At 35.8% G+C, this 20,618-nt stretch carries 25 protein-coding genes; 9 read left to right on the forward strand and 16 right to left on the reverse strand.

The genetic code is table 11. The features are described 5' to 3' along the window. Positions 1-525: 525 nt before the first annotated feature. The 3 genes from ACTNDN_RS22205 to pta form a co-directional block, all read right to left on the reverse strand. The gene (locus tag ACTNDN_RS22205) at positions 526-1,371 is read right to left on the reverse strand and encodes a lipoate--protein ligase family protein (RefSeq protein ID WP_031540340.1); all 846 of its coding nucleotides are present in this window, start codon (positions 1,369-1,371) and stop codon (positions 526-528) included. A gap of 474 nt (positions 1,372-1,845) precedes the next feature. Beyond that, positions 1,846-2,088, reverse strand: a complete 243-nt coding sequence (locus ACTNDN_RS22210) for a hypothetical protein (protein WP_031540341.1) — start codon at positions 2,086-2,088, stop codon at positions 1,846-1,848. Between the two features lie 232 nt (positions 2,089-2,320). After that, on the reverse strand, positions 2,321-3,298 hold the full coding sequence (pta, locus tag ACTNDN_RS22215; RefSeq protein ID WP_251629991.1) for a phosphate acetyltransferase: 978 nt from the start codon (positions 3,296-3,298) through the stop codon (positions 2,321-2,323). Positions 3,299-3,644: 346 nt separating this feature from the next. On the opposite strand from pta, the gene hemQ reads away from it, so the two are divergent. Both hemQ and gerQ read left to right on the forward strand, forming a co-directional pair. Then, positions 3,645-4,400 (forward strand): hydrogen peroxide-dependent heme synthase, encoded by a 756-nt coding sequence (gene hemQ / locus ACTNDN_RS22220; RefSeq protein WP_031540155.1) that lies wholly within the window; start codon positions 3,645-3,647, stop codon positions 4,398-4,400. 395 nt (positions 4,401-4,795) lie between these two features. After that, complete coding sequence (gerQ, locus tag ACTNDN_RS22225) at positions 4,796-5,263, forward strand: spore coat protein GerQ (protein ID WP_441132277.1); 468 nt, start codon at positions 4,796-4,798, stop codon at positions 5,261-5,263. Between the two features lie 129 nt (positions 5,264-5,392). On the opposite strand, the gene ACTNDN_RS22230 is transcribed toward gerQ, so the two are convergent. From ACTNDN_RS22230 to ACTNDN_RS22260, 7 genes are all read right to left on the reverse strand, one after another. Then, entirely contained in the window at positions 5,393-6,157 is a 765-nt protein-coding gene (locus tag ACTNDN_RS22230) for a YibE/F family protein (protein ID WP_441132278.1), read from the reverse strand. Continuing rightward, positions 6,154-7,293: a YibE/F family protein gene (locus ACTNDN_RS22235; RefSeq protein WP_441132279.1), complete on the reverse strand. Its 1,140-nt coding sequence runs from the start codon at positions 7,291-7,293 to the stop codon at positions 6,154-6,156. Before ACTNDN_RS22235 ends, ACTNDN_RS22230 begins: the two co-directional genes overlap by 4 nt. Positions 7,294-7,394: 101 nt before the next feature. Next, entirely contained in the window at positions 7,395-7,766 is a 372-nt protein-coding gene (locus tag ACTNDN_RS22240) for a DUF423 domain-containing protein (protein ID WP_441132281.1), read from the reverse strand. Positions 7,767-7,832: 66 nt separating this feature from the next. After that, positions 7,833-8,126, reverse strand: coding sequence for a YwdI family protein (locus tag ACTNDN_RS22245; protein ID WP_031540149.1), 294 nt, complete (start codon positions 8,124-8,126; stop codon positions 7,833-7,835). After that, positions 8,123-8,302 carry a hypothetical protein gene (locus tag ACTNDN_RS22250; protein WP_031540148.1) on the reverse strand — a complete coding sequence of 60 codons (180 nt, stop codon included), beginning with the start codon at positions 8,300-8,302 and terminating at the stop codon, positions 8,123-8,125. Before ACTNDN_RS22250 ends, ACTNDN_RS22245 begins: the two co-directional genes overlap by 4 nt. 188 nt (positions 8,303-8,490) lie before the next feature. Continuing rightward, positions 8,491-9,168 (reverse strand): uracil-DNA glycosylase, encoded by a 678-nt coding sequence (locus ACTNDN_RS22255; RefSeq protein WP_251629982.1) that lies wholly within the window; start codon positions 9,166-9,168, stop codon positions 8,491-8,493. 14 nt (positions 9,169-9,182) lie between these two features. Next, positions 9,183-9,932: a DUF4230 domain-containing protein gene (locus ACTNDN_RS22260; protein ID WP_441132283.1), complete on the reverse strand. Its 750-nt coding sequence runs from the start codon at positions 9,930-9,932 to the stop codon at positions 9,183-9,185. Between the two features lie 199 nt (positions 9,933-10,131). Here ACTNDN_RS22260 and ACTNDN_RS22265 point away from each other — a divergent pair, with 199 nt between their 5' ends. Beyond that, positions 10,132-10,458, forward strand: a complete 327-nt coding sequence (locus tag ACTNDN_RS22265; RefSeq protein ID WP_031540142.1) for a general stress protein — start codon at positions 10,132-10,134, stop codon at positions 10,456-10,458. 368 nt (positions 10,459-10,826) lie between these two features. Here ACTNDN_RS22265 and ACTNDN_RS22270 read toward each other — a convergent pair whose 3' ends face one another. From ACTNDN_RS22270 to ACTNDN_RS22280, 3 genes are read right to left on the reverse strand one after another with little or no spacing between them, the layout of a single operon-like run. Further along, on the reverse strand, positions 10,827-11,849 hold the full coding sequence (locus ACTNDN_RS22270; RefSeq protein WP_441132284.1) for a MoeB/ThiF family adenylyltransferase: 1,023 nt from the start codon (positions 11,847-11,849) through the stop codon (positions 10,827-10,829). An 18-nt stretch (positions 11,850-11,867) separates the two neighbouring features. Next, complete coding sequence (gene moaD, locus ACTNDN_RS22275) at positions 11,868-12,101, reverse strand: molybdopterin converting factor subunit 1 (RefSeq protein ID WP_031540224.1); 234 nt, start codon at positions 12,099-12,101, stop codon at positions 11,868-11,870. After that, positions 12,098-12,559, reverse strand: coding sequence for a molybdenum cofactor biosynthesis protein MoaE (locus ACTNDN_RS22280; RefSeq protein WP_031540223.1), 462 nt, complete (start codon positions 12,557-12,559; stop codon positions 12,098-12,100). The genes moaD and ACTNDN_RS22280 overlap by 4 nt, the downstream gene beginning before the upstream one ends. 269 nt (positions 12,560-12,828) lie before the next feature. On the opposite strand from ACTNDN_RS22280, the gene pdxK reads away from it, so the two are divergent. From pdxK to bshB2, 3 genes are all read left to right on the forward strand, one after another. Then, positions 12,829-13,650, forward strand: coding sequence for a pyridoxine/pyridoxal/pyridoxamine kinase (gene pdxK / locus ACTNDN_RS22285; RefSeq protein ID WP_031540222.1), 822 nt, complete (start codon positions 12,829-12,831; stop codon positions 13,648-13,650). A gap of 127 nt (positions 13,651-13,777) precedes the next feature. Beyond that, complete coding sequence (locus tag ACTNDN_RS22290; RefSeq protein WP_031540221.1) at positions 13,778-14,125, forward strand: YojF family protein; 348 nt, start codon at positions 13,778-13,780, stop codon at positions 14,123-14,125. 52 nt (positions 14,126-14,177) lie between these two features. Further along, entirely contained in the window at positions 14,178-14,843 is a 666-nt protein-coding gene (gene bshB2 / locus ACTNDN_RS22295) for a bacillithiol biosynthesis deacetylase BshB2 (RefSeq protein ID WP_031540220.1), read from the forward strand. Between the two features lie 59 nt (positions 14,844-14,902). Here the strand turns inward: bshB2 and ACTNDN_RS22300 are convergent, their stop codons facing one another. After that, the gene (locus ACTNDN_RS22300; RefSeq protein WP_441132287.1) at positions 14,903-15,853 is read right to left on the reverse strand and encodes an alpha/beta hydrolase; all 951 of its coding nucleotides are present in this window, start codon (positions 15,851-15,853) and stop codon (positions 14,903-14,905) included. 264 nt (positions 15,854-16,117) lie between these two features. Beyond that, a complete protein-coding gene (locus tag ACTNDN_RS22305) occupies positions 16,118-16,567 on the reverse strand; it encodes an SRPBCC family protein (RefSeq protein WP_031540212.1) in 450 nt (149 codons plus the stop codon). Positions 16,568-16,777: 210 nt separating this feature from the next. Between ACTNDN_RS22305 and ACTNDN_RS22310 the strand changes: the two genes are divergently transcribed. The 3 genes from ACTNDN_RS22310 (at position 16,778) to ACTNDN_RS22320 (ending at position 19,241) form a co-directional block, all read left to right on the forward strand. Next, positions 16,778-17,512: an ABC transporter ATP-binding protein gene (locus tag ACTNDN_RS22310; RefSeq protein WP_031540211.1), complete on the forward strand. Its 735-nt coding sequence runs from the start codon at positions 16,778-16,780 to the stop codon at positions 17,510-17,512. Beyond that, a complete protein-coding gene (locus ACTNDN_RS22315; protein WP_031540210.1) occupies positions 17,502-18,524 on the forward strand; it encodes an ABC transporter permease in 1,023 nt (340 codons plus the stop codon). The genes ACTNDN_RS22310 and ACTNDN_RS22315 overlap by 11 nt, the downstream gene beginning before the upstream one ends. A 66-nt stretch (positions 18,525-18,590) precedes the next feature. Continuing rightward, positions 18,591-19,241, forward strand: coding sequence for a TetR/AcrR family transcriptional regulator (locus ACTNDN_RS22320; RefSeq protein WP_048717713.1), 651 nt, complete (start codon positions 18,591-18,593; stop codon positions 19,239-19,241). 87 nt (positions 19,242-19,328) lie between these two features. On the opposite strand, the gene ACTNDN_RS22325 is transcribed toward ACTNDN_RS22320, so the two are convergent. Beyond that, a complete protein-coding gene (locus ACTNDN_RS22325) occupies positions 19,329-20,183 on the reverse strand; it encodes a Cof-type HAD-IIB family hydrolase (RefSeq protein ID WP_031540208.1) in 855 nt (284 codons plus the stop codon). Between the last annotated feature and the right edge of the window lie 435 nt (positions 20,184-20,618).

Here is a 20,618-nt window from a genome sequence, read left to right on the forward strand (position 1 = left end):
GAAACACGACGAACGCTAGTGAGTCGATGTTGACTTATCGTAGGGAGGAGACCGAAGTTTGCTAGCTGATAGGCGCCAGAGCTGGATTGATCATAAAGCGGAATGGGACCGTTTAGCGGCGTGTGGGGTGGAGCAGCATTTCCTGAGATAAAGGAAACACGGTGAACGCTAGTGAACCGATGTTGACTTATCGTAGGGAAATGGTGAGAAGCCCATCAGCCGTTGGTCCCTTGCAGCTGGATTAATTAAAAAGCGGAGGCGCCTTGCTTATCAGCGTACAAACTGGAGGGCTTCGACTGAGATAAAGGAAACACGACGAACGCTAGTGAGTCGATGTTGACTTATCGTAGGGAGGAGACCGAAGTTTGCTAGCTGATAGGCGCCAGAGCTGGATTGATTATAAAGCGGAATGGGACTGGGTAAAAAAGAGAGAAATAGGAGATGGCAACAAATTCTCGATTATAAATAGAGGATAAGGAAAGGGATATTTTCACTAAAATTCCCTTCCTTATCCTCTTTTTGATTTTATCGAAATGCCTGCATGATTTTCTCGTTTCTTTCCACAACTCGATTATAATAGGATTCAAATAGCGGTAGTTCCTCTTCCTGTAATTGATCTGCAAATAAAAACTCGGCATGATCTTTTAAAGCGAGTAGCAATTTAGTCATCACTTGATCGACTGTTAAAGACACTCCTAACAATTCTGCTAAAGATGCCATTACTTCAGGATTTATTTCTGGATATTCAAACTTTGTCGTTTCTCCTTGTAGACCAGAAGAATAGAATTGTTTGATGATGTCCGCTCTTTCCTGCCCACTTCCATTTACGCAAAGATAAATTTGAACAGCTACTCCGCTTCTTAAGCGTCTCTGTGAAATTCCCGCAAACTTTTTGCCATCTATGCTTAAATCATAGCTTCCTGGACAATAGGAACCCACAATTTCCTTTGCTTCCATGCATTTGCCATAATCCTGAAACATATATTGAATCAATTCGAACATCGTTTCATAGCCACTGTTAATATCAATTCGTTTCTCCTGCTCTGGAAGAATAAGAGATATGTTTAGCACGTCTTTATCTAAAACAACAGCTAAACCACCTGAATTACGAACAATATATTGGTAGCCCTGTTCTTTTAAAAAAGCTAACGCATCTTTTAAATGAGGTAGCCTCGTATCCTGTATCCCTAATACAATCGTCCGATCATGTACCCAAGTTCTTGCAGTAGCAGGTACTATCCCGCTTCCAACAGAAGAACATAAAGTATCATCCATTCCAAATGAATGCAGTGCTGATACATGTAAACCTGTTGTGGACTGATCGATGATTCTCCATTTATCCTGTTTTAACAAACTAGTATTGCCGACCATCACTTAGCTCCTTTTTGTTTAAACAACCATCTATTCTCTTTTTTAAAGATATAGTCTTATTATTCATTCACAATGATTTATTATAACGAAATTAGAGCTATTTCAAAAGATATCTTCTCGTTTTTGTTGGTAATTTTCATACTATTTTTTTAAAAGAAGGCTCTGTTATTATTTATTTTCTTGTAATATGAAAAAAATAGGCGGAGAATTTCCGGCTAATGTATATAGAGCGAGCATAATCAGCAGATATAAGCGGAGATATTCCGAATAACTGCTCTAAATAAGACAAAATTCAAAGATTTGGATACGATAAACGAAAAAATGTCCCTTATTTTTAAGGAAGTATGGATATTTCCCCATTTAAACGGAATTTTTCCGTTTATTTTCAAAAAAACAGTATAAACAAATTCAGTTATAAATAAACCTAGAAGAAAAATCTTCACTCCAATAGTAAAAAAATTGATAGACTTTCATTTAGTTTGGCCCAGGGGTTACCCAAACTTTGTATATAAAAACATTGTCTAATACCTTTTTTTCGGTATGTACAACAAAATGAGGAACGGATCCTAAGAAAAAAGAAAGAGCATAAGCTATTTTATAATCAAGAGTTATATATCCATCAATAGTTCTTCCATAAATCTCATTAGCTATTGAATCTGCCCACACTTCTGATTCCCATAATGTTTCAAAAACAACGTCTTCCCTTTTCCATCTTATTTCCATAAATCTTATAACTCCCTTCCTTAATTTCCTTATGATTCTCTATTTATGGGTAATGTTTATTTTAAATAATATCAGCTTTTTAAAGCATAGTTGCTACTCTTTATTAATTATTCCTTTTTAAAATTTTATAATGATCCTTCTGCATAAGTGGGATAAGGGGAGGGATAAATAGCGAAACTCAAAAAAGACGCCTCCCTAACTTTAAGGAGACGCCCTTCTTAAAAAATTACTTCGTTAAGCTTTGACCTGCTGTAATTAGAGCTAATTTATAAACATCTTCTTCGTTACATCCACGAGAAAGGTCGTTTACAGGAGCATTTAGTCCTTGAAGAATTGGTCCAACTGCTTCAAAGTTACCTAGTCTCTGTGCAATTTTATAGCCAATATTTCCAGCTTCTAAGCTTGGGAATACAAATACATTTGCATCCCCTTGTATTGGAGAATCTGGAGCTTTTTGTTTTGCTACAGACGGAACAAATGCAGCATCAAATTGGAATTCACCATCAATAACTAATAATGGATCTCTTAATTTAGCCTCCGCTAAAGCACCTTCTACTTTTTCTGTTTCTGGTGATTTTGCAGATCCTTTTGTAGAGAAGCTTAACATCGCAACACGTGGATCAATGTCAAACATTCTTGCTGTCTTTGCACTTTCCACAGCAATTTCCGCAAGGTCTTGTCTATCTGGAGTAATATTGATTGCACAATCAGCAAATACGTATTTCTCGTCTTCGCGAACCATGATGAATACACCAGAAGTCTTTTTCACGCCTTGTTTTGTTTTAATGATTTGTAAAGCTGGACGAACAGTATCAGCTGTTGAATGAATCGCGCCACTTACTAAACCATCTGCTTGGTTAGCATATACAAGCATTGTTCCAAAATAGTTTTCATCTAATAGGATTTTACGAGCATCTTCTTCTGTTACTTTTCCTTTACGTCTTTCTACAAAAGAAGCAACAAGTGCATCGAACTGAGCATATTTCTTTGGATCATAAATTTCAGCGTTTTCTAAAGAAACACCTAGATTGTTTGCTTTAGCTTGAACTTCTTCTATGTCACCAATTAAAACAGGAATTAAAATTTTATCTTCTGCTAAACGACCAGCAGCTTTTAAAATTCTTTCATCTAATGCTTCTGGGAAAACAATCTTCACGTTTTGACCAGTTACTTTTTCTTTTAAACTTGTAAATAAATCACTCATTAAATTTCTTCCTCCTTTTTATGTACACTTATTAGGATACTCTACCATGGTAAAAATTCAAGGAATATTCCTTACTTTTTTCTAATTTTATCCCCCAAAAACACGATTAGTTCACGTTCCTCATACATATGAGATAAAAGTAAATATGGATGAAATGCTCCCTTTATACAATCTGATATTTCCCTATAATTATCTTCCTTATACTTTATTGTGCTATTTCAAACTTCTTTTTATATCAGTCACAATTTGTTCACAATTTACTCAAGGTTTATTCCGTTTGTATCTGGAGAAACTATGATATAGTTAAAATCATATAAACGTTATTAAATAAGGAGTGAACATATAAATGAGTGAAGCGGCAAAAACATTAGATGGCTGGTATTGTCTTCATGACTTCCGAACTGTAGATTGGACAACCTGGAAAATGTTACCTGATGAAGAGAGACAAGCAGCAATCAACGAATTTCAAGGACTCTTGGAAAAATGGAACGTTGTTCAGGAAAATACTAGCGGCAGCCATGCCCTATATACAATCGTTGGACAAAAAGCAGACTTTATGATGATGATTCTGCGCCCAACTATGGAAGAATTACAGCAACTAGAAACAGAATTCAACAAAACAAAGCTAGCTGAATTTACAATTCCAGCTCATTCCTATGTGTCTGTTGTAGAATTAAGCAATTATCTACCATCGGATTCTGATAAAGACCCGTATGAAAATCCATATGTGAAAGCAAGATTATACCCTATCCTTCCGACATCCAATTATGTATGCTTCTATCCAATGGATAAGCGTCGTCAAGGGGAAGACAACTGGTATATGCTTCCGATGGAAAATCGTAAAGACTTAATGCGTAGCCATGGGATGATTGGTAGACAATATGCTGGGAAAGTAAAACAGATTATTACGGGATCTGTTGGCTTTGATGATTATGAGTGGGGAGTAACATTATTTTCTGATGATGTTCTTCAATTCAAAAAACTAGTATATGAAATGCGTTTTGATGAAGTGAGCGCTCGCTATGGTGAATTCGGCTCTTTCTTTGTAGGAACCATTCTTAAACAAGAGGCAATAACAGACTATCTACATGTAAATGAATAAATGGGAGTAGTTCTCTAAAAGAATTTAACTTTGTATAGTTTTTAATCTATGACGGAGCAAAACTTTTAGAGAACGCTCCTTTTTTAACGCATATAGCTTTCTTAAACCTACATTCTATATATCATATACCTTAAGCAATTGTTAAAATTCATATTGCTTGAAGCCTCTTAAAGGCAATATACGTTCCTCACCTAGTCCTTCTTAATAACCTCTTCTATTTAAATTGCAACTCCTTGTCATAACTTATTCTGTTTCCTCATAGGATGAAATAGTGAGCGATGACCTATGAATGAATTAACATTCACCGTCTACTTCTAATTTCTACATTTTATGGTCAACTTCGATGCTTGGAAGTATGTTGTGAAGATTGGATAAAAGACAATGGAGGGATGAAAATGAGTCAATCTAATTATGGAAACTATGGTTATCCGCAGGGCTACGGGAATTTCCCCGGACAAATTCCTACCTACGGGAATCAGCAAATGTATCAGCCACAAGCACCGATTCAGCAAGGAGTACCTACACCTACTCCTGCACCTACACCAAGTGCAACACCTACTACCTTGCCAGGACAGCTGCCAATTGAAGCGTCTTATATTGAGAATATTTTACGCCTAAACAAAGGGAAAATAGCAACTGTATATGCAACATTTGAAAACAACAGAGAATGGAATGCAAAAATCTTTAAAGGCATTATTGAAGCTGCAGGGCGAGATCATCTTATCTTAAGTGATCCACAAACAGGAACTCGCTATTTAATTCCAATGCTATATGTGGATTACGTTACATTTGACGAAGAAATTGAGTATGAATATCCGTATGGCGTTGCAGCACCAAATCTAACTACATATCCGCCTAGATAAGTCAAAAGCGCCTATGTTATTAAAATATTATTAGTGCATCACTTATATAGTGGTGTACTTTTTTGTTTTATAATACTTTCAGCTTATAAAAAAGGGAATGGAAAAAGTCCCTTTTTTACGTTATACAAGCTATTTAGATATTTTATGCTTCACCAAAAAGTAAGCAGTTATCCATGCAGTAATAGGAATGACAAGTGTAACACCAGTTCCTGCACTCAGAATTGTAATCATTTCTGCACTGAATATTTTTGAATTGATGATTTCTCCTATTGAATAGGATAAGTCCTTAAACCAAATTAGCAGGGCAATATATCCGCCAAAGAAAGCGAAAAATAATGTATTTGTACTTGTTCCTAGAATATCTTTGCCAATACTTAATCCAGCCCTGTATAATTCCCCTCTACTAATATGAGGATTGTGAAAATGAATTTCACGCATTGGCGATGAGATGGCCATGGCTGTGTCTGTAATGGCACCAATTGTACTCATGATAATTACAGAAGTGCCAATTTTAATAAAATCTACACTGATAGTAAAGGAAAACATACTAAGTTCTTCTAATTCTTCGACCCCAAATCCCTGAATCATTGCTTTATTCGATAGGTAGAGAATAAACACGAGCAGAAGAATAATCGTAATCATGGTGGATAAGAATGCCGTCTTTGTTTTGATATTCACTCCATTAATATAAAATAGGTTGATACAGCTAATTACTATACTTGCAAATAAGGTTAGGATAATCGGATTTATGCTTGGGTTAGTCATGAAAATCGTAATAATAATAACCACACTAAAGTTAAAGAATAGTGCAAAAAACGAATTTACTCCCTTCGTTCCACCTATAATGCTCATTAAGATAAATAAAATAATACCTAGCACCACTAATACATTCATTCGCTTGCTCGCTTTCTGTTAACGAAAAAAATAGTTATATATAAACCTATCGGAATCGTTAACACAATTCCTATACCGCCAGCTAGCGCTCGTGCCAATTCTAATGATAGATTCATCGAGAGTGTAAAACCTAATGGCGACGCATTTTTAAAATAAAGGATAAGCATTGGTATTGTTCCACTAATATAGGCAAAGAGCAAAATATTCGTCATGGTTCCCATTATATCTTTTCCAATCTCTCTTCCTGATGTTATTAGCGCTTTAACTGATATATTGTTATTCTTTTCATATAATCCAAATATGGAAGAAGACATCGTAATAGCTACGTCCATCACAGCACCGAGCGACCCAAGAAATAATCCCGCTAGAAAAACCAATTTATAAGGACGAGTAATAAATTGTAGCTCCTCATAGCGAAGACCTTTTTCTGAAGTTACCCATAAAACGAAGTAAGTAATGGCTAAAGAAAGAAAAGTACCTAATAAGGTTGCTATAATCGCTGCATATGTTTTTTCATTTCGTCCACTTACGAGTATAAGAGAAATAATCGTAAATATAATAACACTGATACTACAAATTATAAGGAGACTTTTCTCTGAAGTGTTTACATAAACATCCAATGCAATCGATAATATAATGGCATTAATGACTAAACTAAACAGAGAAAACAGTCCTTGCCTTTTACCTACAAATAATAAGGAAAAAATAAAAACCCACGTAATCATCAACAAATATTTATCCCGTTTTACATCGTCAACACTTCCTTTGAGGTATCCATTCTCTCCTACCTCGGAATCGATATGAACGAATAACTCGCTTCCAATATGATATTCATCATTATTAGCCTTGGAGGAAGTAAATTCATTCGTTAGGTATATTTGCTTCCCTTTTTCCTTTCCGTTTTTTACTTCTCCAATAATCTGCTGTGTAAATAATTTATCCATATTATTTACATGATCCTTAATTTCAGTTTGGTCTAGTAGTTCTGTTTTTACTACTTCCACTATAGGCCTTTCATAAAAAGAGTAGTTATTATGAACAAAAATAATCGAGCCTATAAAGGTAAGTAAAACGATACTAATAAAGCCTTTCATTTTTTTGCTTATTTCCGTAAATTTTTTAATCATTTGTTTCAAGAGCATCCTCTCTACTAAAAATTTTATCCTTCAATCAAGAAAAAAAGGATAGGTAAGAACATTTTATCTTCTGCTCACCTATCCTTTTTTATTTAATCTTCTTACATCCACTTCCATGCAGCGATAATAACTAATAGCCACGCGGTCAAAAATGCTACGCCACCTATTGGTGTAATAGCTCCTAGTACTTTGATCTGGGTAACTGCCAATATGTATAGGCTTCCTGCAAATAGAATAATGCCAATAAACATTAGCCACCCTGCCCAGTTTAACAAGCTGCTTGCTGGAAACTTCCCTAAGAGCAAGCCAATTAGTATTAAGCCTGTACTATGGAACATTTGATATGTTACTCCCGTTTTCCATGTTTCCAAATATTTATCTGGAATTCTACCTTCTAGACCATGGGCACCAAAGGCTCCTAAACCAACGGACAATAATGCATTGATGGCTCCAATAATGATAAAAGTTTTCATTTTTATCTCCTTTTTCTTGCAGATTATTGGTATCATGAAATTCCTTCATTTACAAAACTATCCGATCTAAAAATCAAATAAAGAATCGCCATTTCCTTCAGCCATCTTTATTTTATTTGTTTGTGTCTGTATCGGTTGTTGTTTTGGAATGGTTAATGGTGCTTGCATAGCTTGGAAGGATGGCTTTTGCACAGGGTGCTGGTAGGTTATGCTTTCTTTCCCCTCTTGTTCAAGTACTAATTCGCATAAGGATTTAATAGCGTAAACTCTTTCCCTTATTCTTGCATCCGAATCGCTTGTCTTTGCTTCTAGTAACTGATCCTCTATTTTAGCTAACAATTGCTGTACAGATATATTCATTTCATCCCTCCTTTTGCCTGGAAACGAAGGCACTCTTGTCCAGATGCTCTCTTTACTTCAACGGAAGGCATCGTTCTTCCTTTAAATTGAAACGCCTTACATCCTTTAGGGAACTGACTATCCCATGTTACATAGTAGAACTTACATTTATAACAATTTACCTTATTCTTTTCCATTCCATACCCTTTCTTAATCCATTAAAGAAAAACACAAGCAGAAGCTGGGACATAAGTATCCCAGCTTTAAAATAAACCAGAAAACGAAGTAGCCAACAAAAATCCGCATACTTTCTTTGTTTGGGCTTTTTTAGCTTTTTTTGAAAGCTAGTGCTATAATCCACAGCCTATATATTTCCTTTATTATATTATTCTTTTACTAAAAAATCATCTATGCACCAATTAATAGGAGTCTTCCCTCTATTTTCAAGCATTCTATTAATGGTAGAAAACGGCCTGCTTCCTAAAAACCCTCGATGGGCTGAAAGGGGACTTGGATGTGTTGATAAGATAATGCCATGCTTTTCTTGGTTGATGAGAGCAAGTTTTTTTTGAGCTGGATTACCCCATAACACGAAAATGACTGGCTCCTCTCTCTCATTCAACATGTGTATCACTTGATCTGTAAATTTTTCCCACCCTTTTCCACGATGAGAATTAGCTTGACCTGTGCGAACCGTTAAAACCGTATTTAGCAATAGTACCCCTTGCTCGGCCCAGCTTTTTAAATAGCCATGATTTGGAATCGGACAGCCCAAATCATGATATAGCTCCTTATAAATATTTTTTAAGGATGGCGGTATTTTCACTTCTGGCTTAACAGAAAAGCTTAATCCATGTGCCTGATTTGGACCGTGATAAGGATCCTGTCCTAAAATGACTACTTTCACCTTTTCATAAGTTGTGTATGATAAACTATTAAAGATGTCTTCCTTTTTTGGATAAATAGTGAATTCACTATATTCCTTTTCTAAGAATGCTTCTAATTGGATAAAGTAATCCTTTTGGCGCTCCTTTTCTAATAGCTGTTCCCAGGATGTAGCCATCCCGTCTCCCTCCTTTATTCCCCTTCAAAGCTTACTTGAACAGAATAATCTAGTCTTCCATAGAATTCCTTCAATATTTTTTCAGCATTTTCCTCCGCTTTCACTAAAATACCTTGGTCTATTGCTTCTTCCTTCATGACTTCCTTTGCTTCATCCATTAAACTATAGGCTTCTTCCCATTCCACATCTCCTCTAAAAATTCCAGAAACAGAATAAGTCTCTACTTCATCAAAATTAATAGCAGGATCTTGAAGAAAAGCTGCTTTAGGTAATAAAATGGTGATCGATTTTTCTTCTTCGTTGATTTTAAGTTGGTCTTCCGTTAATTTTGATAAATCGACTCCTGCTGTAAGTGTTCCCGGTACAACTAACAATATCTTTCTTTTTGTTCCAGGAATATTTGTCTCAATCTCTTTTCCAAAAATCTCATTATCTTCTTTTTCTAAGATCGTTTTTACAAAGGCTTGAGAAGTGGCTAATGTCGATAAATCTTTCATCTGTTCTAAATACGCTCCTGTTTTTACAACAGGCTCTTTCGGAAAAGCAATTTTCCACAATCCAACTATCCCAACTATTAAAAGTATGATTAAAATACTTAAAAAAAGCATGATTTTTTTATTTAGCCTTCTCTTTACTTTATATAAACCAAATGAGGGAAAACGAATCCCCCTTCTGTTATTTATCTCCATTGTTGCACTTGCTTGCTCCTTTTTTCCTGCTCGTAGTTCTCGATTAATTTGTTCTTTTTCTCTTTTGCTTACCATTCGACCCCTCCTGTTTCTATTAATCTCTTCTTTTATTATATAAGGAAATTTGTCGATTGTGGGGATATTTATCTATGTACAATTTCCCAAATGTCGAAAGATGAAAATATTACCAATAGATTAGGTGTTTCATCTTGTTTATAGAAGGCTATATAAAATACATAGATAAATTCCACTATTATAATAGGAGGTTATCATTATGTATAAAGTTGAAGTAGTAGAAAATGGTGTACAAGCAAGTAATATTATTAATTCGTTAGAAAACCAAGGCTATAAAAAGGAAAATATTTATATTTTCGCACATGATAAAGACCGATCAGAAGATTTATCAAATGCGACAGAAACAGGAAATGTATCCATGAAGGAACAAGGATTACTTGATTCTATCAGCAATGTTTTCCGAAAAAGAGGAGACGAATTGCGTTCTAAAATGCAATCAGTCGGCTTAACTGAAGCAGAAGCATCTAAATACGAGGAAGTTTTGGATACAGGTAAGTTAGTTATTGTTGGTTCGCTCGAACAATAAGAAAAAGAGGCTGGGACAAATCTAAATAACTAATCTTTAAAGACGAACAATCTCTAATTTAGCTCTTAAATAAAGCTACTTTTTCATATTAGTTATTATGGTTTTAAATATATTCAAGTGTAAAAACTAAGTCGTTCCATTGCGCTACAGACGGTCGATGCGCCGGGGAGGAAGCTGAGCCTCCTCGCTGCGCTGCGGGGTCTCAGCCTTTCCTCTATTTCCCGCAGGAGTCGACCGTCCTCCGCTCCATTCCACTTCATTTTTAAACCTTTTTCTAAAATATAAATACGAACGATCATGTAAACTTACCGCATAATCGTTCGTATTTATTGTAGCTGAAATGTTTATGTCCCAGCCTCTTTTTCTATCTAACCGAGTAATTGATCGTATAGTGTTTTTGCATATATGCTATCATTTGTTTCATGTATCAAGGCTCTTCCGTCTCGGAAAAACACAACTCTGTTGCTTTCTAGCTGAACGGACAATAGAAATGGATTTTGTTTTACTGCATATCCTTTCTTTTGAAAACTTTCTGCAAGTTGTTGAAAAGGAATATCCTTAGGAATGGCTGGACGAATTTGCACGGTTTCTCTTCCGCACAACACAGCTACCTTCGTTTGGTTTTCTTTTTCCAAAAAAGGATAGGTCCGATTATCTCCACATGTAGGACAATCTACTCTCTTTGCACGACTAACTTTTATGTTTTGGTAGTCATTTTTCCATAAATCGAATGTCAAAAAAGTTCCACGTAATGAGACAATGTCCCCAATCAACAGCTTTAGCGCTTCGGTTACCTGATGAGAAACCACCAGTTGAACAGCTGGAGCAATGATTCCTACCCTATCACAAGTCATCCCGGTCATAGGCATTGATTGTAATAGACAATGTAAACAAGGGGTCTCTCCTGGTATAATCGTGTAGCTCATTCCTGAACTTCCCACACATGCGCCATATATCCATGGAATACCATGCTTTACAGCTAAATCATTTAGGATCATTCTAATTTCCATATTATCTGTTGCATCTATTATTAAATCCACATTTTTAGCTAGATGTTCTAATAACTCGACTGTCGCTTCCCCAACAATTCCTTGAACATTGCATTCCCGATTAATTTCCTTTAATCTTCTTTCAGCAGCAATAGCTTTCGGCATTCGTTCCTTCGCATCTTCTTCTGTATATAATTGCTGGCGCTGTAGATTGCTTTTTTCCACATAATCTCTATCTATAATGGTAAGACTCCCAACCCCACTTCTGCATAGCATCTCTGCAAGAGACGAACCTAAGGCGCCTGCCCCTACTATGAAGACATGCTTCTCTCCTATTACTTTCTGTCCTTCTACTCCAATAGAGTTGAATAACATCTGCCGGGAATACCTACTTTGCTCCACTTCGCTCTTCTCCTTCCTTTACCCTCCACTAACAGGTGGTATAAATGCTACTCTATCGTTTTCCTTAACGATATCCTCATCCATTGCAAATTCTTCATTAATTGCAACCATTACTCCTTGAAGAGATAGAGTAGGATAAGTATGTTGTAAGTGTTCTTTAATTTCGGCTATCGTCTGTTGCTCCCCCTCTAATTTTAACGTTTCACTACCTATCGTTTCTTTCACTCCTGCAAAAAAAAGCAATGTTATCATCCAAAATCCTCCTCACTTGGCTTGCCATTTACATACATTTTGGTACCCTTTTGATTTCCAATCCATTCTTCACCAGTTTCCCAATGCTCTTTTTTCCAAATTGGAACAATCTCTTTTATCCTTTCTATTGCATATTGATTTGCTTCATAGGCATCCTTGCGATGAGGGGTTGAAACAGCAATAACTACTGCCACATCACTAATCTCAAGCTTCCCTACTCGATGTGATATCGCAATTTCAATATCGCCCCACTTTTCCTTGACCTCCTCGCCGATTAGTTCCATTTTTTTTATTGCCATTGGAATATATGCTTCATATGATAAATAGAGTGTTTTCTTTCCTGCGGTCATTTCTCTCACTGTACCAATAAAAGTAGTCACAGCACCTGCATTTCTTCTTATTACTTTATCCATAACATTTTGTATATTAATTGGATGATCTATTATTTCAAAACTCATATAGATTCCTTTCTTCCTGCATCCGTTTTACTCTTTTCTTATCGAACTATCATCAAGTATATATATAGATTACCATAAATGTAGACAGAATTCTCTCACTATTCTCTCCTCTTACACAATTTTCGTGAATGGTATGCAAAAAGGTTCTGTAAACCAAACTAAGAAAGAAGACGGAAAAGTTGTAACCTTCATTAAAATGGTCTACAATTATTCAATCAAACAAAATTACTTTTCACTTAAAAATGGCAATTACATAGGAGGCATAACAAATGAAGAAAGTATTAACTTTAGCAGGATCTGACACAAGCGGTGGTGCAGGTATTCAAGCAGATTTAAAAACATTTCAAGAACTCGGTGTTTATGGGATGACTGCCTTAACAACGATTGTTACAATGGATCCAAAGAACCATTGGCATCATAATGTTTTTCCTCAAGATATCAATACAGTTAAATCGCAATTAGAGACCGTGTTATCTGTTGGAATTGATGCCATGAAAACAGGAATGCTTGGATCTGTTGAAATCATCGAAGCTGCTGCAAAGCTAATTGATGAGAATGATATTAAAAACGTTGTCATCGACCCAGTTATGATTTGTAAAGGGGAAGATGAAGTACTTCATCCAGAAACGGCAGATGCCCTTCGTGAACTGCTTGTACCAAGAGCAACTATCGTAACACCTAACCTTTTTGAAGCATGGCAGCTTGCTCAAACAGATAAACCAATTAAAACAGTGGAAGATTTAAAAGAGGCTGCTGTAAAAATCCATGCACTTGGACCAAAATATGTTCTAATTAAAGGTGGAAGCAAATTAGGACATGAAAAAGCGATTGACCTTCTATATGATGGAAAAGAATTTACGATTTTTGAAAGCGAACTAATTGATACTACGTATACACATGGAGCAGGTTGCACAAACTCTGCGGCTATTACGGCTGAACTAGCAAAAGGAGCTTCAGTAGGAGAAGCTGTTCAGACAGCAAAAGACTTTATTACTGCAGCTATCCGCAATGGTTTTAAATTAAATGAGTATGTGGGACCAACTATGCACGGAGCATATCGTAATGAAAAAGAAAAACTTAGCGTGAAGTAAGAGCCTCTAAAACAATGAATGTATGGCATATCTCCTTTTTAATAGATAAATAATTGCTAGTAAAAACGAGAGAATGCCTAACCACTTTTTGTCCAATCCATAAACTAGTAAAAAGGAGGGATGTTTTTTGGAATTTGTACAAATCGAAAAAGTACAAAAAGTAATCGATCGTTTAAGCGAAAAAGAAATATATATTCACTTAGAAACGACAAATGGTGCCTATGCAAATCATAATGATGAAACCTTCTTTAACTCTGGTGCTTATATCCGTAATGCAAAGCTATCCTATGAATACGGCAAGATTACAGGTAACGGCCCTTATCGAATTGGCTTAAAAACCGCTATTGGCTGGGTTTATGCTGAAGGTATTACCCATTATGAAGTAGATGATAAAAATAGATTGTTATTAGCAGGCTTAGATTTTACGGGGAAATTAGCAGTAGCACTAGAAATAAGTGAAACACCCTTTGAATAATCAATAGAACGAGTGTGTAGTTTTTACCATTCTACGAAAGGAGGATTATATAATGGAGACAGAAAGACAAGTATTAGTTATTTTCCCCCATCCAGATGATGAGGCATTTGGTGTATCCGGAACGATTTCTAAATTTATACACGAAGGTGTTCCAGTTACTTATGCTTGCTTAACACTAGGGCAAATGGGAAGAAATTTAGGAAATCCGCCATTTGCCACAAGAGAATCCTTGCCAGAAATTCGCAAAAATGAATTACAGGAAGCTGCCCGATCAATGGGCTTAGAGGACCTTCGTATGCTAGGGTATCGAGATAAAACGATCGAATTCTTAAAGGAGGAGGTTCTAGTCAATGAATTTACCGCGTTACTAGATGAATTAGATCCTTCTTTAGTAATCACCTTCTATCCAGGATATTCTGTTCACCCTGATCATGATGCTACAGGAGCAGCTGTTGTAAAAGCAATTGAAAAAAGAGAAGCATCTAAACGACCAACACTTTATTGTGTAGCCTTTTCCAAAAACTGTGAAGAAGACCTAGGACAACCGGATATTGAAATCGATGTTCAAAATTTTGCAGAGCAGAAGGTCGCAACCATTGCTGCCCATCTTTCCCAAACACAACAATATGCAGCCACTCTTCAAGAAGGGCTAAATAATCAAGAAGCTGATGTTTTAACTCGATTATATACCGAGAGATATTGGACCTATAAATTTTAATATGAAAAAAGCAAGCACGGAAAATTATTCTGTGCTTGCTTTTTTACTATATTTCATTGTTATGCCTTTAGCCAAGCATTAGCAAGCATTAGAGCTCCTTTCGCTGCTTCTGTATGAGCTAATGCATGGAGCATCACAAAGTCATGAATGATTCCACCAAAGCGAGCAGCTGTTACATCTACTCCTGCCTCACGAAGCTTATTGGCATAGGCTTCCCCTTCATCTCTTAATACATCTGCTTCTGCTGTAATGATTAAAGCCTTTGGCAGACCACTTAATTGCTCTTTTGTTGCTCGTAAAGGGGATGCTGTAATTTCCGCTCTTTCTTCTTCGTTTGTAGTGTATTGGTCCCAAAACCATTGCATTCCATCTTTTCTTAAAAAGAAACCTTCTGCAAACTGTTGATAGGATTCTGTTTCAAAAGATGCATCTGTTACAGGATAAAATAACAATTGCTTTTTTATAACGGGACCTTTACGTTCTTTTGCCATTAACGTGATTGCCGCAGACATATTCCCTCCGACACTATCACCTGCGACAAAAATATTATTTGTATCAAAGTAATAGTCTGCTCCTTTTTCTGCAACCCATTCCAATACTGTATATACTTCTTCTATTGCAATCGGATATCTTGCTTCAGGAGATAGGCTGTAATTTGTAAATACAACCGCTGCATTTGACCCAACCGCTAGTTCACGAATTAAACGATCATGTGTATGGGCATTTCCAAATACCCATCCTGCACCATGTGTATATAAAATAACTGGTAGTTTAACTGCAGATGTATGCTCTGGACGGACAATTTTAATGGAAACTTGATTCGTTGGTCCACCCTCAATAAGCAATTCCTTTACTTCCACAGGTAATTTTTCTATCTCTCCAGATTGTACTTCATCTACTGCGACTCTTCCTTGTTCTGGTTCCAAATCGAATAAATATGGAGGGTTAGCCGTATCTTCTGTAAACTTTTTAGCCGCTGGTTCTAATATAATTTGATGTTTGTTTTTCATGAGTATCCGCTCCTTATAATTTTCTAAAATTAAATTGTGCACAACTAAAATAATTAAAATTTTTTACTTCTATTCGCTATATGATTTCTTCTCATTAGCATAGAGAGTAACATTTTTATAACTTATGGTTAAAAATTATAAAATTAAATTGTGCACAACTTAATTTTATAATACCCATTTTCCTTCTTTAAGTCAACCTATTTTAAAAAAAAAGCTGAATAAAAAGTCTTTTCTAAAAACCTTTTGCCTCAGCTCTTCACACTATTACAAACTTTCTACTACCCCTTCTAACACTTCTTTTGCATTTTGGACATGATCACTATCTTCTGATTTCACCATTTTCACAAGAAAGCTTCTCATTAGTCGCATTTTGAGCCCTTTAACATGAACGGTTCCTGCAAACTCTACTTGAGTACCTTCAGGAATCTCTGAAAAACGATATGCATAGTCAATAGTTAATCCATTCGAGCTACTACGTCGTGTAAACCTTACATTTTTTTCATAAGATAAATATTCTATTTCTGCATACACCTTATTACCCCGCACATTTCTAACTTCTGTATATTTTGTACCGACGCCTATCGGCTCATCTGTTTTTTTCTCTGTTGATTCCACTTTATTCATATATTCTGGAGCATTTGCCATATCTGCAAAATAGGCAAACACTTCTTCAATGGGCTCACAAATAATTACACTCGCATTAAAATCAGCCATTTTTCCACCTCAATAGGATCTCTCTTTTTTAATTTAATTATTTCTATTATAGCGAATACCATATGGAATTGAATAATTGATTTCAAAAGTTCCATGGAATGTAAGCAGATATTTATTGAAAATGAGTGATTACTCACTTTACAAACTGCTTCTTCTATTGTAATATGTGAAGTGAGTAATCACTCACAAACTTAGAAAGGTGGTCTTTATATGATTGTACCATCCATTGTTTCTGTTAAAAATCTTTCCAAATCATTTGAAAAAAAACGAATTTTAAATGCTATCGACTTACAAGTTTATCCTGGCGAAATTTTAGGATTGCTCGGTCCTTCCGGAGCTGGAAAAACAACACTTATAAAAGAGATTATTGGTTTAGATTTACCTGATAATGGTTCCATTCATGTATTGGATGAAAAAATGCCAAATCTGAACATAATGTCAAAAATCGGATATATGGCACAAGCTGACGCTTTATACCAAGATTTAACCGCTAGAGAAAATCTTGATTTCTTTGCTAGATTATATGGATTAAAAGGAATAGAGAAGAAAAATAGAATCGAAAGTACTGCCATTTTAGTAGAGTTGTCTGAACATCTTTCCAAGCCTGTATCCCAGTATTCAGGGGGAATGAAAAGAAGGTTATCTATTTGTATTGCACTGTTAAACAATCCAAAGCTTCTTATTTTAGATGAGCCTACAGTAGGGATTGATCCAATTCTCCGAAAAGCTATCTGGCAAACCTTCAACAAGCTTAAAGAGAATGGGACGTCGATTATTGTAACTACACATGTTATGGATGAAGCAGAAAAATGCGATCGACTAGGAATGATAAGAAATGGTCAACTTATTGCTATCGATACTCCAAGCAACTTGATGAGTAACTGTAATGCACAGACGATGGAAGAAGCATTTTTATATTATGGAGGTTTAGCAAATGAGAATTAATGCACTAGTATTGCGCATTATAAAACAGTTCTACCGTGACAAACGAACCCTTGCATTGATGATTTTAGCTCCTATTCTCATATTAACTTTAGTAAATCTAGTATTTAATGGGGATGACTATGAAACAAAAATAGGCTTAATTAATGTGCCTGAACCTATAAGTACAGCCTTTGAAAAAGAAGATTTACGAACCTCCATCTATAAATCGGAAGCAACAGCAATAGCCTCGTTAAAGGCTGGGGACATCGATGCATATTTCGCTGTAGAAAATGGAAAGACCAAATTAATGGTAGAAGGAAGCGATCCCTCCATTAGCAAAGCAACCACAGCAAAGATACAGGGAGCCATGCAAAGTCTATCTCCTAATGAAGCAGCAATTGATGTAGACGCACTTTACGGCTCTATTGATATGAAACAATTTGATGCATTCGGTCCTATTTTACTTGGATTTTTTGCATTCTTCTTTGTTTTTCTAGTAGCCGGTGTATCCTTTTTAAGAGAAAGAACAACGGGTACATTAGAACGATTGCTTTCGAGCCCTATTAGAAGATGGGAGCTTGTTCTCTCTTATATCATTGGCTTTGGTTTATTCACAATGGTGCAATCAGGAATCATCGTCCTTTATTCGGTTTATGTACTTCATATGTCAAACGCTGGTTCCATTTTATATGTATTATTAATTACATTACTATTGGCATTAGTAGCACTTACATTAGGAATTCTCCTATCGTCCTTTGCCAATAATGAATTACAAATGATTCAATTTATTCCTATTGTCGTTGTACCACAAGTATTCTTTTCTGGATTATTTAACTTAGATACGATATCTTCTGCTATTAGTTGGATTTCTTACTTAACTCCTCTATATTATGCAGCAGATGCCCTGCGAGAAGTAATGATTCGTGGCAACGGGTTTATGGAAATAGTAGGATATCTCGTTATATTGCTTGGCTATTCCATTGTCTTGATGATTATTAATATCTTTGCTTTGAAAAAATATCGCAGTATCTAAGTTATTACATTTTCCCTTCACTATCTTATATAATTAGAGTAGATTGTATGGATAAAGGAGTTTCCTATGAATAATAGCGAGAATATATTAGAGATTATTTTGAAAGAAGAACAATCGATAACAGATAAGCAGAAAAAAATATTGATAGCTGCCATTGATGCGTTTTCTGAGAAAGGTTATGCAGCCACCTCTACTAGTGAAATTGCAAAAATGGCAGGTGTGGCAGAAGGGACGATTTTCCGTCACTACAAAACGAAAAAAGATTTACTGCTAACGCTTCTCTCTCCACTATTAAGCACGTTGATTGCACCAAGAGTGATTAAAGATTTTGACAAAGTGTTAAATGTTTCTCATCATAACTTTGAAGATTTTCTACGCGCAATTGTAAAAAATAGAATGGAATTTCTGCAAAAAAATAATACATTATTTAAAATTTTAATACAAGAAATCCCCTTTCATGATGATCTCCGTGAAACATTTAAAAATCAGATTGCCGTGAAAATCTTTGGTCGTTTTCAAGAAATCATGGAGTCCTATAAAGAAAAGGGAGAGATTATTTCTATTCCTTCTTTTAGCTCTGTTCGTCTAACAGTTACTTCGATTATTGGTTACTTTATCGCTCGCCATATCCTCCTTCCCGATATACAGTGGGATGACGAAGAGGAAATCGAACGAACCATTCAGTTTATTCTTTTTGGATTAAAACCTCGTGAATAGGCCATTCTTATAAAAAAAACGGTGGATGAACTCATTAATACTAAGTTCATCCACCATTTTTTATGCGAGCAAAAAATTTGCTGCCTCTTATACCTCTAATGCTTTTCTAATCGCTTGAGCTACGCCACTTTCTTCATTTGTTCCTGTCACAAAATGGCATTGACGTTGAATATCTTCCACTGCATTACCCATTGCTACTGCTCTGCCTGCTTTTTGAAACATGGAAACATCATTATAATTATCCCCAATTGCCATCGTGTTTGAAAGAGAAATATTACGAGCGTTCACAAACTTCTCTAGGGCCACTCCTTTTTGTGCATGAACAGAAGTAATTTCTAAGTTCTCCTTACCAGAAGCACTTATTGCTACCCCTACAAGCTTAGTCAACTCTTCTCTAACATTGCCTAAAACGATTGGATCAAAATGGAAGGCTAATAATTTATAAATAATTTGGTCATCATCTTCAAATAATTCTTCATAGCTATCTAATTGGTGAATAACCGCTAATCGTTCTTCAGCCGCTCTTTTTATCTCTTCCATATCCTTAACATGGCCACTCACAGTAAAGATATCCATAATAAGGGATCTGGCTACTGTTTTATCTACTGTATACGTCCCTCTATTGGTGTAAACCTCATAATATACTTGATGTTTATGTAAAAGTTCCGCAATTTGTCTCGCTAGACCTTTACTTAATGGGTTCGTATCAACGATGACATGCTCATTTGTTCTTATTTCTGCCCCATTTGCACAAATCATCGGTGTGATAATTCCAGCATCCTTTAAAAGATCTCCAGCTTCTTCATACGCACGGCCAGTAGCAATTACTACTTCTACACCCTTAGCTTGTGCATCTTTAATTGCTTCTCGATTTTCTTCTGTAATTTCTTGCGTGGATGTTAATAACGTACCATCCATATCAATCGCTATGCATCTAATCATCTAAACACCCTCAAATCTTTTATTCATCTTAATTATTTTCGAATTCTCATACTCCTGTATCATCATATCATGAAAGAACAAGCAACAAAAGGAAGAGAACTTTAAGAGTCGCTTGTCTTTTTGTAAATTATTTTGCGGATTCTGCGGCTTTTCTTGCTACTTTCGCATTTTTACTTGCGACTTTCTCAACTTACTTGCAACTTCTGCAACTTTTCTTGCGACTTCCGCATTTTTACTTGCAACTTTCTCAACTTACTTGCGACTTTAGCTGCTTTTCTTGCAGCTTCTACATTTTTACTTGCAACTTTCGCATTTTTACTTGCGACTTTCTCAACTTACTTGCTACTTCTGCAGATTTTCTTGCGACTTCCGCATTTTTACTTGCAACTTTCTCAACTTACTTGCGACTTTAGCTGCTTTTCTTGCAGCTTCTGC

The sequence above is a fragment of the Niallia sp. HCP3S3_B10 genome, from assembly GCF_052064465.1.
Classification (GTDB): domain Bacteria; phylum Bacillota; class Bacilli; order Bacillales; family Cytobacillaceae; genus Niallia; species Niallia hominis.

What these genes read in the sequence shown, in the direction of transcription:
- ACTNDN_RS22205 (WP_031540340.1), bottom strand. Translation starts at nt 1,371, where the DNA reads ATGGTCGGCAATACTAGTTTGTTAAAACAGGATAAATGGAGAATCATC.
- pta (WP_251629991.1), bottom strand. Translation starts at nt 3,298, where the DNA reads ATGAGTGATTTATTTACAAGTTTAAAAGAAAAAGTAACTGGTCAAAAC.
- hemQ (WP_031540155.1), top strand. Translation starts at nt 3,645, where the DNA reads ATGAGTGAAGCGGCAAAAACATTAGATGGCTGGTATTGTCTTCATGAC.
- gerQ (WP_441132277.1), top strand. Translation starts at nt 4,796, where the DNA reads ATGAGTCAATCTAATTATGGAAACTATGGTTATCCGCAGGGCTACGGG.
- ACTNDN_RS22230 (WP_441132278.1), bottom strand. Translation starts at nt 6,157, where the DNA reads ATGAATGTATTAGTGGTGCTAGGTATTATTTTATTTATCTTAATGAGC.
- ACTNDN_RS22240 (WP_441132281.1), bottom strand. Translation starts at nt 7,766, where the DNA reads ATGAAAACTTTTATCATTATTGGAGCCATCAATGCATTATTGTCCGTT.
- ACTNDN_RS22245 (WP_031540149.1), bottom strand. Translation starts at nt 8,126, where the DNA reads ATGAATATATCTGTACAGCAATTGTTAGCTAAAATAGAGGATCAGTTA.
- ACTNDN_RS22250 (WP_031540148.1), bottom strand. Translation starts at nt 8,302, where the DNA reads ATGGAAAAGAATAAGGTAAATTGTTATAAATGTAAGTTCTACTATGTA.
- ACTNDN_RS22255 (WP_251629982.1), bottom strand. Translation starts at nt 9,168, where the DNA reads ATGGCTACATCCTGGGAACAGCTATTAGAAAAGGAGCGCCAAAAGGAT.
- ACTNDN_RS22260 (WP_441132283.1), bottom strand. Translation starts at nt 9,932, where the DNA reads ATGGTAAGCAAAAGAGAAAAAGAACAAATTAATCGAGAACTACGAGCA.
- ACTNDN_RS22265 (WP_031540142.1), top strand. Translation starts at nt 10,132, where the DNA reads ATGTATAAAGTTGAAGTAGTAGAAAATGGTGTACAAGCAAGTAATATT.
- moaD (WP_031540224.1), bottom strand. Translation starts at nt 12,101, where the DNA reads ATGATAACATTGCTTTTTTTTGCAGGAGTGAAAGAAACGATAGGTAGT.
- ACTNDN_RS22280 (WP_031540223.1), bottom strand. Translation starts at nt 12,559, where the DNA reads ATGAGTTTTGAAATAATAGATCATCCAATTAATATACAAAATGTTATG.
- pdxK (WP_031540222.1), top strand. Translation starts at nt 12,829, where the DNA reads ATGAAGAAAGTATTAACTTTAGCAGGATCTGACACAAGCGGTGGTGCA.
- bshB2 (WP_031540220.1), top strand. Translation starts at nt 14,178, where the DNA reads ATGGAGACAGAAAGACAAGTATTAGTTATTTTCCCCCATCCAGATGAT.
- ACTNDN_RS22300 (WP_441132287.1), bottom strand. Translation starts at nt 15,853, where the DNA reads ATGAAAAACAAACATCAAATTATATTAGAACCAGCGGCTAAAAAGTTT.
- ACTNDN_RS22305 (WP_031540212.1), bottom strand. Translation starts at nt 16,567, where the DNA reads ATGGCTGATTTTAATGCGAGTGTAATTATTTGTGAGCCCATTGAAGAA.
- ACTNDN_RS22310 (WP_031540211.1), top strand. Translation starts at nt 16,778, where the DNA reads ATGATTGTACCATCCATTGTTTCTGTTAAAAATCTTTCCAAATCATTT.
- ACTNDN_RS22315 (WP_031540210.1), top strand. Translation starts at nt 17,502, where the DNA reads ATGAGAATTAATGCACTAGTATTGCGCATTATAAAACAGTTCTACCGT.
- ACTNDN_RS22320 (WP_048717713.1), top strand. Translation starts at nt 18,591, where the DNA reads ATGAATAATAGCGAGAATATATTAGAGATTATTTTGAAAGAAGAACAA.
- ACTNDN_RS22325 (WP_031540208.1), bottom strand. Translation starts at nt 20,183, where the DNA reads ATGATTAGATGCATAGCGATTGATATGGATGGTACGTTATTAACATCC.